Origin of the sequence: Fusobacterium ulcerans ATCC 49185 (assembly GCF_900683735.1) — a bacterium.
GTDB lineage: Bacteria > Fusobacteriota > Fusobacteriia > Fusobacteriales > Fusobacteriaceae > Fusobacterium_A > Fusobacterium_A ulcerans_A.
Genome location: NZ_LR215979.1, coordinates 871,568 through 886,390, shown reverse-complemented (window position 1 = coordinate 886,390; position 14,823 = coordinate 871,568). Strand labels below are relative to the sequence as shown.

The 14,823-nt window shown below is 30.7% G+C and carries 14 protein-coding genes; 5 read left to right on the top strand and 9 right to left on the bottom strand.

The genetic code is table 11. The features are described from left to right. Positions 1-4: 4 nt before the first annotated feature. The 3 genes from E0E45_RS04030 to E0E45_RS04020 all read right to left on the bottom strand — a co-directional run bounded on the left by E0E45_RS04030 (position 5) and on the right by E0E45_RS04020 (position 3,445). Positions 5-283 carry a NifU family protein gene (locus E0E45_RS04030; protein ID WP_130889978.1) on the bottom strand — a complete coding sequence of 93 codons (279 nt, stop codon included), beginning with the start codon at positions 281-283 and terminating at the stop codon, positions 5-7. 3 nt (positions 284-286) lie between these two features. Further along, positions 287-1,738, bottom strand: coding sequence for a 4-hydroxyphenylacetate 3-hydroxylase family protein (locus E0E45_RS04025; RefSeq protein ID WP_130889977.1), 1,452 nt, complete (start codon positions 1,736-1,738; stop codon positions 287-289). 237 nt (positions 1,739-1,975) lie between these two features. After that, complete coding sequence (locus tag E0E45_RS04020) at positions 1,976-3,445, bottom strand: sigma-54 interaction domain-containing protein (protein WP_130889976.1); 1,470 nt, start codon at positions 3,443-3,445, stop codon at positions 1,976-1,978. A gap of 246 nt (positions 3,446-3,691) precedes the next feature. Between E0E45_RS04020 and E0E45_RS04015 the strand changes: the two genes are divergently transcribed. Together E0E45_RS04015 and E0E45_RS04010 are read left to right on the top strand one after the other, a co-directional pair. Continuing rightward, entirely contained in the window at positions 3,692-4,090 is a 399-nt protein-coding gene (locus tag E0E45_RS04015; protein ID WP_130889975.1) for an acyl-CoA thioesterase, read from the top strand. 15 nt (positions 4,091-4,105) lie between these two features. After that, positions 4,106-4,537: a DUF523 domain-containing protein gene (locus E0E45_RS04010; protein ID WP_130889974.1), complete on the top strand. Its 432-nt coding sequence runs from the start codon at positions 4,106-4,108 to the stop codon at positions 4,535-4,537. Between the two features lie 133 nt (positions 4,538-4,670). On the opposite strand, the gene E0E45_RS04005 is transcribed toward E0E45_RS04010, so the two are convergent. The 6 genes from E0E45_RS04005 to E0E45_RS03985 all read right to left on the bottom strand — a co-directional run bounded on the left by E0E45_RS04005 (position 4,671) and on the right by E0E45_RS03985 (position 12,026). Further along, positions 4,671-8,111, bottom strand: coding sequence for an autotransporter outer membrane beta-barrel domain-containing protein (locus E0E45_RS04005; RefSeq protein WP_130889973.1), 3,441 nt, complete (start codon positions 8,109-8,111; stop codon positions 4,671-4,673). Positions 8,112-8,984: 873 nt separating this feature from the next. Further along, entirely contained in the window at positions 8,985-9,224 is a 240-nt protein-coding gene (locus tag E0E45_RS04000) for a hypothetical protein (protein WP_130889972.1), read from the bottom strand. Positions 9,225-9,271: 47 nt separating this feature from the next. Then, entirely contained in the window at positions 9,272-10,006 is a 735-nt protein-coding gene (locus E0E45_RS03995) for a DUF4184 family protein (RefSeq protein ID WP_130889971.1), read from the bottom strand. Positions 10,007-10,209: 203 nt separating this feature from the next. Further along, the gene (locus E0E45_RS03990; protein ID WP_232044052.1) at positions 10,210-11,007 is read right to left on the bottom strand and encodes a patatin-like phospholipase family protein; all 798 of its coding nucleotides are present in this window, start codon (positions 11,005-11,007) and stop codon (positions 10,210-10,212) included. A gap of 39 nt (positions 11,008-11,046) precedes the next feature. Then, positions 11,047-11,331: a patatin-like phospholipase family protein gene (locus tag E0E45_RS17810; protein ID WP_232044051.1), complete on the bottom strand. Its 285-nt coding sequence runs from the start codon at positions 11,329-11,331 to the stop codon at positions 11,047-11,049. 14 nt (positions 11,332-11,345) lie between these two features. Continuing rightward, entirely contained in the window at positions 11,346-12,026 is a 681-nt protein-coding gene (locus E0E45_RS03985) for a toxin-antitoxin system YwqK family antitoxin (protein WP_130889970.1), read from the bottom strand. Positions 12,027-12,308: 282 nt separating this feature from the next. On the opposite strand from E0E45_RS03985, the gene fabG reads away from it, so the two are divergent. The 3 genes from fabG to E0E45_RS03970 all read left to right on the top strand — a co-directional run bounded on the left by fabG (position 12,309) and on the right by E0E45_RS03970 (position 14,704). Further along, positions 12,309-13,031 carry a 3-oxoacyl-[acyl-carrier-protein] reductase gene (fabG, locus tag E0E45_RS03980; protein WP_130889969.1) on the top strand — a complete coding sequence of 241 codons (723 nt, stop codon included), beginning with the start codon at positions 12,309-12,311 and terminating at the stop codon, positions 13,029-13,031. A 40-nt stretch (positions 13,032-13,071) separates the two neighbouring features. Beyond that, positions 13,072-14,280 carry an acetyl-CoA C-acetyltransferase gene (locus tag E0E45_RS03975; protein WP_130889968.1) on the top strand — a complete coding sequence of 403 codons (1,209 nt, stop codon included), beginning with the start codon at positions 13,072-13,074 and terminating at the stop codon, positions 14,278-14,280. A 91-nt stretch (positions 14,281-14,371) separates the two neighbouring features. Continuing rightward, the gene (locus E0E45_RS03970) at positions 14,372-14,704 is read left to right on the top strand and encodes a hypothetical protein (protein WP_130889967.1); all 333 of its coding nucleotides are present in this window, start codon (positions 14,372-14,374) and stop codon (positions 14,702-14,704) included. Positions 14,705-14,823 lie beyond the last annotated feature (119 nt).

Sequence of the window (14,823 nt, the reverse complement as noted above, 5' to 3'; positions counted from 1 at the left end):
AAATCTATCTCCCCCTTAAATATGCTTTAGCTATCTCTATGAATTCTCTGGAAGCACCAGCATTTACGTGCAGTACTTCTATCTCTGGAAATCTTTCTCTTACACTTATTTTTATAAAATTTTCACTAGTATCAATTGAGTGAGGGCAGGTACAACACTGCCCCATCAATCTTAAAACCAGTTTCCTATTTTGTTTATCATACTCCTCAATAGATATATCTCCATTATGTTTACGCAGTTCTGGTCTTATCTCTTCATCTAAAAATTTTTCTATTTTATCCATAAATTAATCCTTAATGTCTAAAATATCTTTTACAAGCTGTTTTTTAACTTCAAGGTTAGACTGTCTGCTTATCATAATTCTTTGTGCCTGAGGTGACCCAGCTCCATGCATAGATTCTGTTCTATATCCTACTGCTGCTGTTCCAAGTGTAAGATTTTCTATGAGTCTAAGCACTTTCATTCTATCTATTGTAGGTACAGCTGCTACTCCTTTTAGATATTTGTCTATATATCCTCCTAATACAGGATCTCTGTAGTCTTTTTCAGAAGGCATAGTTACAAACAATCCTCCAGCAATGTCCTCTGCCAGTCTAGCTATTTCATATGGGAATCTAGTTACATTCTGCTTACAGATATTAGCAAGAAGCATATCTATCTCATATGATCCTGCCACTGTTGGATGTCCTTCACTAGAACATGCAATTCCAGCACAGTATAAAGTTTCATTTAAATGTATCATCTCAATTATTTTATCTTTTACATGAGAAGCTTTTTTTGTTCCATTATAATCTGAAATAAGAGCTGCTGCTCCAATAAGTACATCTCCAACTCCTACTTTACATCCTCCATAACTCTGTCTGTGGAATCCTGCAAATCTTTCTACCAGCATTCCAGAAAAATCATATTCTTCACACATAAATATACGTTCAGTTGGTACAAATACATCATCAAATATAACCAGAGCCTCATGTCCTCCAAATTTAGGATTTCCCCTGTCTAAAGTTCCCTCTTCAAGTTTTCTTGTATCACATGACTGTCTTCCATATATTATTTTTATTCCTTTAGTATCTGTAGGTACAGAAAAAGCCACTGCATAATCTTTATCCTCTTCTGTCATAGATATAGTAGGCATTACAAGTACTTCATGAGAATTTACTATTCCAGTCTGATGTACCTTTGCTCCTTTAACTACAATACCGTCTGCTCTTTTTTCTACTATATGAAGGAATAAATCTGGATCTTCCTGTTTTGAAGGTGAAAGTCCTCTATCCCCTTTAGGATCAGTCATAGCTCCATCTACTGTTAAGTCTTCCCTTTGCACATATTCTAGAAACTTTTTAAATCTAGCATGATATTCTGTTCCATATTTTTGATCTGTTTCATAAGTAGTACTGTACACAGCATTAAAAGCATCCATTCCAACACAACGTTGGAAGCAAGCAGCTGTTTTTTGCCCTAGTAATCTCTGCATTTTTACTTTTTTTACAAGATCATCAGTACTTTGATGAATATGAGTAAATCTATTGATTTTTTCTCCTGTCATATGAGATTCAACTACCATAAGATCAGCATATTTAGGGTCTTGTGCAAGTTCATAGGTCATTATTACTGAATTTAAAGATGGTCTGATAATAGGATTATCCACTGGGTCCTTTACTCTTTCTCCAAAGAGATAAACTTCCAAGTTTAATTTTCTTAAACTCTCCAAATACTCCTGAGGTGTTTTTAAAGCCATACAAATCACTTCCCTTTAAATTTATTTTGATTCTCTGATATATGTAATAAGCAATTTCTCTGCCAACAAAATAAATTTCTCTTTATTTTTTCAAACTCCTTCCAAATCAAGTTTTGATATTTCTTCAAAAAGAATTAAAAAAAACTGTATTGCATAATTTCAATACAGTTTTTATATAGTTTTGCATTTTTGCAATTAATTGCATTTTTGCAATATAGATATAATTTATCAACTTAGTCATTCTACCCCTGCAAGTTTTCTTGTAATTGTTGCTGGATCTACCTGCAGCACTTTTGCTACCTGTCTTTGAGAACCTTTTTCTTTAAGCATATTTTTAATAAGGTTCTGTTGAAATTTGAGAGTTGCTTCTTTTAAACTCATTTTATGATACTGATAAAGTTCATCTATTCTTCCTGTTTCATCACTTTCTAATTCTAAAGCTCCCTTTTGAAAAATATATTTTGGAAGATAGTCAGTAGATATTTCATTTCCTTGAGATATTATTACAAGCTGTTCCACAAGATTTTTCATTTCCCTAATATTTCCAGGCCATTGATATCTGTAGAATACCTCTATTATCTCTTGACTGAAAAATTTATCCACATCATATTTCTTATTAAATTCTTTTAAAAATCTTAAACAAAGAGGTATTATATCATCCTTTCTCTCCTTTAAAGATGGAATATTTATAGATATTACATTCAATCTATAATATAAATCTTCTCTAAATTTACCTTCTTTTACCAACTCCCTCAAATCTCTGTTTGTAGCAGCTATTATTCTTGCATTCGTCTGAATAACTCTTTCTCCTCCAATACGCCTCACTTCAAGACTTTCCAATACTTTCAGCAGCTTTACCTGCAAATCTATATTCAATTCTGATATCTCATCCAAAAACAAAGTCGAGTTATTTGCAAGTTCAAAAACTCCCATCTTTCCTTTTTTAGATGCTCCAGTAAAAGCTCCTGCTTCATATCCAAAAAATTCTGATTCTATAAGACTTTCTGGTATAGCACCACAGTTTATTTCAATGAATGTCTGTTCATTTCTGTTGCTGTATTTATGTATTAGCTTGGCTATATGGGTCTTTCCAGTTCCTGTTTCTCCTGTAAGAAGAACAGATGTATCCATCTTTGAGATTTTTAATATCATTTTTAATGTATTAAACATAGATTTATCTTTAAATGTTATATCATCTATATCTACAAGCTGCTCTTTCATATTCTCCAGTTCATCTTTATATTTTTGTGTCAGATTCTGATTCAGAAACAGTTCTCTCCTCAGTCTTTCTATATCTGATAAATCTCTCACATTAGTTACAATATACTTTCTTTTTCCATCTTCATCAAATACAGGTACACTAGTAACCAATACTTCTTTACCAGATGATAATTTTTGATTAACTGTAGCTTCTTTTCCTGTTTCCATAACTACAAGAGAGCCTGAATTGTCATATACCCCTGCTGCTACCAGATCCTTCATATTTTTCCCAATCAATTCTTCTATATTTAGACCTGTTATTCTTCCATAAGATTTATTTACTAAAAGAGTATTTGCCTCTCCATCAGTTACATAAATTCCATCATAAGATGAATCAATTATAGACTTCATCATTTTATTAATATATCTATTCTCTACAATTTCATCTTTTAAAGATTCTGTTTCTATTTTTTCCTTGAATAAAAATCCATACCCTTTTTTCCCCATTCCTTTCTCCTTAGTATATATGTATTTTTCTTCCAACTCAATTTTATACACTAATTTCTTTCATTGTCAATATTTTTAATTTATCTTCTCTGTAATTAAATTTTATATGTTGCTTAAAATTTGATTTTGCACTAATTTATTATTTCTATTTTATTTTCTTTTCTTTAATATCTTTCTTTATTATAAGTTTTATAATATAATTGTTGTATTGATATTCAATTTAACAAGATTTTTTAGGGAGGTAAAATGTTTTCATACAAATATAAAATAGTACAGGAAGATATAAACTATGGAGGTCATGTTGGAAATGAGAGAGCTCTTCTTTTCTTCCAATTTTCAAGAATGGCATTCTTTGAATCTCTTGGATTTACAGAATTAGATTTAGGTGATGGAGTAGGAGTTATCCAAAAAAATGGATATGTTGAATATAATAAGGAACTATTTTTAAATGATGAAATAGAAATAAGAATAACTAAAGTAGAAATAGAAAAAATTAATTTCACTTGCCATTATGAAATATATAATAATGCTGGTGAAAAAGTTATCAATGGATATACTATGCTGGTATGTTATGATTATGCTGCGAAGAAAATAAAAAGAGTTCCTCAAGGTTTCAAAGATAAAGTTGAAGCTTTAGCTTCGTAATTCAGGAGGAATATTATGAAAATCCTGATCAGTGCCTGCCTGTTAGGTGTAGAATGCCGTTATAATGGCAAAGGGGAGCTAAGAGAAGATATAAAAGCTTTAATGAAGGAGCATGAACTTATACCAATATGTCCAGAACAGCTTGGAGGGCTTGCTACTCCTCGTGATCCTGCTGAAAGACAGGGTGATAAAATTATCACAAAAACTGGGACAGATGTTACAGCTGAGTATCTGAAAGGTGCAGAGGAAGTTTTAAAATTGGCTAAACTATATAACTGTAGTGCTGCTATTTTAAAGGAAAGAAGCCCTTCTTGCGGCTATGGAAAAATTTATGATGGTACTTTTTCAAAGATACTAATAACTGGAAATGGAGCTACAGCTGATTTGCTTGCAAAGAATGGAATAAAAGTAACTGGTGAATCTAAAATAAATAAAATATTTTTATAATAAAAAGAACCAGAAGAATTTAAATCCTTCTGGTTCTTTTTTATTTTGGAAGAGGGTGAAAAATTGTGAGATAATTTGGTTTTAAAACTCTTATATTATATTTTCTAAATATTTTTAATATTAATTTCTGTTATTAGAACTTATATCCTAATCCAGCTCCCACTATCCATTCACCTTTAGTCTTGTTTTTTCCTGCCCCATTATGTGAATCTCTTTCTACTGCATAAGTTCCCTTTACATCAAATAGCACTCCATTTTCTAGTTCCAGCGCATATTTTGCATTTAGTCCTATACTATGTTCATTTTTGTGAGCTACTAAAATATCAAAGTTGCTTCCACCTTTAAATCTTCCTGTTATAAACTCCTCATCTGCTCCATCTAATATTTTTGTATAGCTTACCCCCGCTGAAAGCGTACTCTTTCCTTTTTCATGAGGTATAACTTTCTTCAAGTCCACTCCTATTTTTCCTACTGTATAGTCAAATGATTTTGAATCTGTTTCTATTGCTAGAGTTTGATTCCCTTCATCTGCTCCATCTTGATCTATATATGTATATGATAAAGTTCCATAAGGTTCTAAAAATAAGTTATCTCCAATATTATGTGAATATCTTCCATTTAGGTAGATATCATATGCCATATCTGAATATTTTTCATTGTAGCTGTGTCCACCAAGAGTTCTTCTGTCAGCGTCATATTCTGAGTACTGTATTCCTCCTCCTGCTTTCAATGTTAGATTTCCTCTGTAATTTTCTACAAATGCCCCTATATATCCACTATTTCCTTCTACTTTTGACATTGACAGTTCAGCTTCGCTTTTGTTTCCTCCAACTGTTACTCCCAGTGATACATTTTCAGAGTATCCATATTTACCCAGCGCGTATGCTCCAGTAAGCTTCATATCCACATCTGTATCTGCTGTTCCTCCATCAAATCCATGATAGTTCTGTCCATAGTATGTATCTTTAGTTCCACCATCTGCATGAGTAAGTCCACCCATTATCATCCATTTATTCAAATCTGGTCTGAAGTGATTCTCTGTTACTATATCTCTGAACATCCCTGTTGACTTTCTTGATAATTCACTTGAGAATGAATATGGAGTTTCTGCATAGATACTGTTTAAGTAGCTCATAAGATTTTTAAGCTGCTTATCATCACTCATATTTTCCTCATAATTATTTCCAAAATTATTAAAAGAAATCAATATTCTCAGAGCATTAAGATTTTCATCTGTACTGCTGTAGATCCCTTTATATATGTTGTTTAAAGATTCATATCTTTTATTTGTTCTTGTATTTTCTGGTCTATATATTTCATTTAGGCTCCCATATGCTCCCAATATAATATTTTCTCTGTCAGTTATTTTATACCCATCTATTGGTGAACTAGTTTTAATATACAGGTTTTTTAATTCAATATCCGTCATATCTACATATATTTTTTTTCCTATTCCATTTGTTACAAAGTTTAGAGTTCCTGCTGTATCTACTCCATTTCCTTCTCCCTGTATGATCATGTCATTTCCAATAAAAGCATGATCTGCTTTTGCAATCTCCCCTTCTCCTTTTACATTAATTGTCCCATCAGCCTTAAGTCTAAGATTTAAGACTCCTGTTTCTTCTACTTTTATTTCTTTCAATCCTTTAATATTTACATCTTCAAAGAATGTTACATTATTTTTTATATTCATATTTTCAAATCCAGATATGTCATGCAGAATACTCATATTCTTTCCATGAAGATTGATAATATTATTATTTCCTGTTGACTCCATTTTTCCATTAACTACTGTATTTCCTTCCAAAGTAACATCATTATTATTTCCATCTACTTTTATAGCTGTATCACTGCTGTTTATAACAGAATCCCCCTGAACAGTAAGAGTATTTCCATCTCCTCCTATATTTACAGTACTATCTTTTACTCCTCCATTTACTTCTGTATTATTAAGAGTAAGCATTGACATTCCATTCATAGCCACTGCTGTTTCATAGGCATTTATTGTACTATTATTCAGCTCATTTCCTCTGCCAGTGACTTTTAGGGTATCTGTTATTCCATTTAAGATATATTTTTCATCTGAAGAAATATTAATTTTCTCAGAATTTCCATATGTTAAAACTCCCTTATCTAAACTCAAACTTTCAGTTCCTGTTATATTGTCTTTATCTTTTCCCAGTGCTTTAGCATTTATTATTATGTACCCACTTGAACTACTATCATATTTTTTTCCAAATTTTTCATAATCATCATCTGTCTTTGCAGTATAGTTTCCTTCACTAACTTCTTTAAATATCAAGCCCTCATTAGTTGGTATCGCTCCATTCACTGTATCACCTGTTTCACTTATAAGGAGTCCATAGTTATTAAAATTAGCTATTTTTCCACTATTCTTCCATATAGCATTAGTTTTTCCATAAATAACTCCTGTATTTGTTAATGCTTCTATTGTCCCAGAGTCATTATGAACTCCATAACTTTCATTACTATTTTCCACAGCTATTCCTGTTATTAAGCCGTTGTTTACTAGGCTTGTTATAGTTCCTTGTGCATTATAAATTCCATAACCTTCTCCACTACTTTCTGTGGATATGCCTGTTATTAATCCTATATTTGTTAGAACTCCTATAGTAGAAGAAGAATAATTATAAATTCCATAACTTTTTCCCGTCTTTCCTGTGGATTCTCCTATTATTGTACCATTGTTTGTTAGTGTTGTTGTTGTGGCTCCTAACCCATTAATAATTCCTGAACCTTGTCCATCTTCTCCTGCAGCTATTCCTGTTATTAACCCTATATTTGTTAGAACTCCTATAGTTTGATAATTTTCAATTCCTGAACCTCGTCCACTTTCTCTTTCAGCCGTTCCTGTTATTGAACCACTATTTACTAGGCTTCTTGTAGTTCCTATATTATTATAAATTCCTAAACCTTTTCCATAACTTCCTGTAGATGTGCCTATTATTGTACCATTGTTTGTTAGTGTTGTTATGGTTCCTGATTGATTAACAATTCCTGAACCTTGTCCCAGCTCTTCACCAGCTGTTCCTGTTATTGAACCATTATTTGTTAGACTTTCTATATCTCCTGAATCACTATAAATTCCTGAACCCCCACCATTCCTTCCTACACTTGTACTTATTATTGAACCATTGTTTGTTAGGTTTCTAATAGAGTCTGAGCCATTATAAATTCCATAACTCCCACCACTCCTTCCTGTTAATGTTCCTGTTATTGAACTGTTATTTATAAGCTCAAATCCACTTAAATCTCCTTCTAATTGTAATCCATAAGCACCTGCCCCAGCATTGTTATCTCTTCCTGATAATATTATATTATTTATATAAATGCTTCCATCCCAATTGTTTTCACTATATGGATTAACTGTACTTGCAGGATCATTGTTGTCTATACTGAATTTTATTCCACTATTTTCCTTTATCCGCAAATATTTATCTGCCCCCATTACTGCTGTGCATGAAAGCAGGAATCCTACTACTGCTCCTATTGTTATATTTCTGCTTCTTTTCTTATTCCCTCTTTTTACTGCCTTCATCATCTTTTCAATCATAATTTCCTCCTTAATTGATGTCTTAAAAAATTTCAATATAACTTTAAATTATAAGTTCACTTTGATTTGATAAAAAAATTCCTTTTATACTGTTAATTTTTATTGTTTTGCTTCATAGTTCTAACTTTTAAAATCAATATCAATGCTGTTTTTTATTCAGCTATATCAAAGGTTCTCTTATATAGATAAAAGCGAACATCTACAGGAGTAAAGAACCTTATTTTTAAGACATCATTTTTTTAACCTTTTTTTAAATTAAAATTTTTATATCTTGACTTTTACAACATTAGAGATTATAATGATAATCATTTTCTTGTTTTAAAGTTCGCTTTTATCTATAAAGAAGAATAATAATCTTTTTTTAGATTTTAAGAACTTTTTCAATTTATAATTTCAATGCATCTTTTTTCAATTGCTGTTTTTTTATTCTTGCCCTTCTTTTTTTAATTTTTTTATTTAACAGATCTCTGTTTGTATATTCTCATAAATTTTTTCTTCAGAATATTTATTTTTTCTTTCCTCTGTGTGTATTATTTATATCTTTTATTATCTTCTTAAAAGACTATCTTCTTATATCTCATAAAAACATTAAGGTTTTTTCCATGAACGGTTTCTTAATGATTGATTAAAAAATTGATTTAAAAATATTTTTAATTGTTTTTTATATATTATAAAAGCCCATATATTTTAGAATCTTTCCTTCTAAAACACATGAGCTTAAATTTTTTTAATTTCTAATTTAATTTTTAGTGAAATTTTTCAAAAAACAATAATATTTAAATAAATATTATTTATTTAGCAATTAGCAGACTTATAAAAATCAGAAAAAATATCTTTCCTGCTTTTAAAACCAATTTAAAATATAATTGGATCTTATATTAAAACTTCTGTATCTTCCAATATTAACTTTAATCTTTCAATAACTTCTTCCAACCACAATTCATTGGATTCAAATATTTCTATTTTTTCCATTATGCTGTCATGATACTGCATAATCTCTTTTTTTATCTCAGTGACTTCTCTTTTTTCTTTTTTCACTTTAGTTTCTGCAATCTTTTCTATATTCTCTCTAACAATTTTTAACAATTTTTTTGTTTCTGATATTTTATCCATGTCTATCCTCCTGAACCTTTATTTTCATTTATATTTCAAAGATTATCTTAACTATCCTTTAATTTTTTCCCTCTGAATATAAAAGATGTCAATACTAGAGAGAGAAGAAAAGCTGTAATAAAGTTCACTATCAGATGCCAAAAAGAATAATAAGGAATCCTTTTTGAAAGTCCATAAAACATTATTATTGGTGTTGAAACAATCAAAAAAAACCAATATTTATATTTCCCCCTTCGAGATATACAGTTTGTATCTGAAGGAAGGCTAATAACAGCTTTAATAACTACTATTCCTCCTATAAGAGTACTTATATGCTGCAGTCCTCTATATACAGGTATTTTTGTTCCAAAAAGTCTTATAGAGGATTTCAATACTGGAAATATTTTTACAAAATGTCCTGTTCTATGAGTAAATCCATCCCATAGTATGTGGGAACATACTCCAACTATAATTGAAATTATAACAATATACCAATTCTTTTTAAAATAGCTATTCCAATTAAAATCTCTAAGATTTATAAAACGTGATTCAAAAAAAAGAGGCATGTTATTAATCAATGCTTCTTTGATTAAATTATGAAAAATAAAAGCAAGAAAAATTCCCATAGGAAGATCATACCATAAAATGCCACTTATAGTATGACTGTACTTGCTTTTCATTCTCAGAAAATATTCAAAATCAGGGGCTATGCTTCCTACAATAAGTCCTGTCATTGATATATATTTTTTAGGTAGTTTCTTTAATGGCAATATAATTGCAGGATGTGAAAATGTAAATGGCATTGGCTTCTCCTTTTATGTTCAAGTTTATGTTTTATGATAAACATTCCTATTGATAACAAATTAGTTTATGAAAACTTTTCACAATTTTACTATACCAGATTTATCATTATTTTTAAATTTTTATTTTCAATAAAAAATGAGAAAGTTCTTAAAATCCTGATTTTTTTCTAAATATTTTTCAGTAAACTTTCTCATTAATTATTTTATTTTAAAATAGAATCATATGAATAATAAACACATTTTACATTCTCATATCCATGTCTTAATATCAAGTTATAATCTCTTTCATTAGGTTTATTCAAAGTAGTTTTGTAAGTTTTTACTTTAACACAGTCCTCTTCTTTTAAACATTCTTTTAACAATTCTTGCTTTATCTTTTCATCAAGCTTGGCTCCAGAAGTTATTTTTTCAGCAGAATTTCCTATCTGTACATACATACCAGCTTTTTTCTCTGTTACAAAAGCCATATATTCTCTGCTTCTCAATGCTCCAATCTGATCCATAGCTATATCCAGAAGTCTTTTTGTATCTCCCAGCTTCTCCAAAATACTTCTTCCACTTTCAGTAAATTCTGCACTTCCAGCTGAAGCATTACTCACTATACAAAAATCTACACCTTTTCTGCACGCTCCACCATTTCCCATTTTATAAATAGCTTCCAATCCAAGATTGTCGTAGACCCCTCCATCCCATAGATGTATGTGGTCATGTTCCAAGTTTTTTTTATCTTTACTTCCATAATCATACCAATTGTATTTTCTCGTATCTAATTTGTACATTCCTACTAAGAAAGGAAATCCTGCAGATGAAGCAATTGCATTTACTAAAGGAAAATCTTTAGAATCAAAATATCCTATTTTATAATCTCCACTGAATTTTTGTGAAAAACGAAAATTTTTTCCTGTTTCAAAAGTAGTGCAGTTAACTGACCATGCTGGATAAGCAGGAAGATCTCCAAAAGCTCCCTTTATTTTCCAGCATTTTTCCATCGCTTCTGCCAATATATTTGATTTACTTCCAAATAGTTTCCAAGGTTTTTTTTAACTTGTTATCAAAGTCTTATTTTGAACATCTTCTTTTAACATTGCAGTTTTCAGATTTGGAAGAACTTCTTCTAGATATTCTCTGCTTGTAGGCCATTTCATATTATTATATGTATATATCAATCCAATAGCTATACTAGCTCCAGATACTGAAGAAATATGTTTTATATTTTCCATAAGTTCATTTTCTGCCAGCCATTTAAAAAGTCCTAAATGGAATATAGTTGCTCTTATTCCACCACCAGATAAAGCAACTCCAATTTTTACATCTTTCTTTCCCATATAAATCTGACATTTTATTCTTCAATATCAATTCCTACTATTCTTCCATTCCTGTAAATTCCATTCATTAAAATATTTCCATCTCTGTCGAATGCATGCCATTCTCCATTTCTTATTCCTCTTTCATAATTTACAATATAGGCTATATTTCCATCTTCATCAAAATATTTCCATTCTCCTTGTCTTAACTGATTCACAACATTTCCATTACATAGAAGTTTTCCATTCTTTTGATATATTGCTATACTTATAATATTTTCCCCATCAATAAATATATTTTGTACTTCCAATTGCCCTTCTTCATCAAACATTTCCCAGAAGCCGCTTCTTTTTCCATTGGTATAATTACCTTTTACTTTTATTTTTCCATTATCATGATAATATACCTGTTCTCCATTAAGCTGTCCATCTTTATACTTTTCAATACTAGATATTTTCCCATTTTTTTCATTATAGAATATCCATTTTTTATCTCTTTTATCATCTTTAAAAAATCCTTTTACAGCAATTTTTCCATTTTCATAGTAACTTGTCATTTTCCCATTTCTTTTATTTCCCTCATATATTATCTTAGACTCCATCTTTCCATTTTCATAGTAAGTTTTTATACTTTCTCTAGGAGAAGAGGGAGTATTATTTCTTATATTTGTACATCCTATCATCAGAAAACTGATAACCAGAATAATAAATTTCATAGTTAGACCTCCAGTTGTTCCATTCTTTACTTTTTATTTTACAACAATTATAGTCACTATTCAACAATTATATTCCTCAAACTGCAAATAAATTTATTGTAATTTAAAAAAAAGATTACAGTAGTATTGTTCTAAGACTGATTATCCTCATAATCGGTCATTGATGTATTCTGAATAATGTTCTTATTGACTTTTATTAAAAAAAAAATTATACTTATCATAAGTGTTTAAAACAAATATGATTTAGCTTAAATTCATGCTGAAAGTTTAAGGAGGAAAATAGTGGATAGATTAAAAGGAAAAATCGCTTTGGTTACTGGAAGTGCTAGGGGAATAGGAAGAGCAGTTGTTGAAAAATTTGCTGCTGAAGGTGCAGAAATGGTTATCTCTTGTGATATGGGAGATGCTGTATATGAACAATCAAATGTAAGACATGAAATATTAAATGTTACTGACAGAGCTGCTATAAAAGAATTTGTTGCAAAGATAGCTGCTGAATATGGAAGAATAGATATATTAATAAATAATGCTGGTATCACTAAAGATGCCCTTTTACAAAGAATGACTGAAGAACAATGGGATGCAGTTATCAATGTAAACTTAAAAGGAGTATTTAATATGACTCAGGCTGTTGCTCCTATTATGTCAAAAAATAAATCTGGATCAATAGTTACACTTTCATCTGTAGTTGGACTATATGGAAACTTAGCTCAAACTAACTACTCAGCTACAAAAGGTGGAGTTATAGCTATGACTAAAACTTGGGCAAAAGAATTAGCAAGAAGAGGAGCTATCAGAGCAAACTGTGTAGCACCTGGATTCATTGAAAGCCCAATGACTGATGTATTATCAGAAAAAGTAGTTGCTGGAATGATGGAAAGAACTCCATTGGCAAGATTTGGAACTGCTGAAGATGTAGCAAATGCTATTCTTTTCTTAGCAAGTGATGAGGCTTCATACATTACAGGACAAGTTTTACCTGTAACTGGAGGACTGGTTATTTAATTTTCACAAATAAAATAAAATTTAGGTATAGGAGGATTTAATGAGTAAAGTATACATTGTAGCAGCAAAAAGATCTGCTATAGGAAGTTTTTTAGGAAGTTTAGCCCCTTTATCATCTAGCGACCTTGGAGCCGCAGTTGCAAAGCAAGTTATTGAAGATGCAAAAATTGATCCAGCTAATCTGGACGAAGTAGTTATCGGAAATGTATTACAAGCAGGTCAGGCACAAGGTGTAGGAAGACAGGTAGCCATAAAAGCTGGTGTACCTCAGGAAGTTCCTGGTTATACACTTAACATTATATGTGGAAGCGGAATGAAAACTATCATTTCATCATATGCTAACATTAAAGCAGGAGAAGCAAATCTTATTCTTGCTGGAGGAACTGAGTCAATGTCTAATGCTGGATTCATCCTTCCAGGAAAAGTAAGAGGCGGACATAAAATGGCTGACCTTACTATGAAAGATCATATGGTATTTGATGCTCTTACAGACGCATTTACAAATGTACATATGGGAATCACTGCTGAAAATATAGCTGCTAAATATGGAATTACAAGAGAAGAGCAGGATGCATTCTCATTTGCTTCTCAACAAAAAGCAATAGCTGCTGTTGACTCTGGAAGATTCAAAGATGAAATAGTTCCAGTAGTTATAAGTACTAAAAAAGGAGATATCACTGTTGATACAGATGAGTATCCTAATAGAAAAACTGATCTTGAAAAATTAGGTAAATTAAGACCTTCATTCAAAAAAGATGGAACTGTAACAGCTGGAAATGCTTCTGGATTAAATGATGGAGCTTCTATGATGATACTTGCTTCTGAAGAAGCAGTTGCCAAGTACAACCTTAAACCTTTAGTTGAAATAGTTGCTACTGGTATTGGTGGAGTAGATCCTCAAATAATGGGAATGGGACCTGTTCCTGCTATTGGAAATGCTCTTAAAAAATCTGGAATGAAACTTCAAGATATGGAACTTATCGAATTGAATGAAGCCTTTGCTTCTCAATCTTTAGGAGTTATGAAAGAACTATGTATACAACATGGTGTAGAAAGAGAATGGTTCAACGATAAAACTAATGTTAATGGTGGAGCTATTGCTTTAGGACATCCAGTTGGAGCTTCTGGAAATAGAATCATGGTTACTTTAATATATGAAATGAAAAAAAGAGGATTAACTTATGGACTTGCTTCTCTATGTATTGGTGGAGGAATGGGAACTGCTATAATCCTTAAAAATGTTGACTAATTAAAAAATTTCAAACTTTAGAAGCTGGTAAAAAAACCAGCTTCTTTTTTTGCTTAATTATGGTATAATTATTATAAGAGAGGTGATAATAATGTTTAAGAAATTATTATTTTTATGTATCATTATGAGCAGTTTTGCTTTTACAGCTCCTGCACCTAAAGATAGTGTTGAAATGAAAATAAAACAATTTAATGAATATAAACAACTGGTTGACTCAAACAGAGAAAAAGAAATTGCTAGAAATACTCCTAGTAAAGAAGAGATAGAAATAGAACTTATGAGAGAAAAACTGGAGTTTGACAAGCAGATAGCTATTGAGAGAGAAAAAAGAGAACAGAGAAGAGATAATCTTGTAAACACTGTCCTTATAGGTGGTATAGGTTATGGTGGCTATAGAATAGGAAGACATCATAGATGGTGGTAAAAAATTAAAAATAGATGACTAAAAAGCTAGAATAATTTTTAAAGCTTTAGAAACTAGAAAGATTGATGTAATTAATAAAGTAAATAAAATTAATAACAAATCTTTCTACTGGAAAAGTT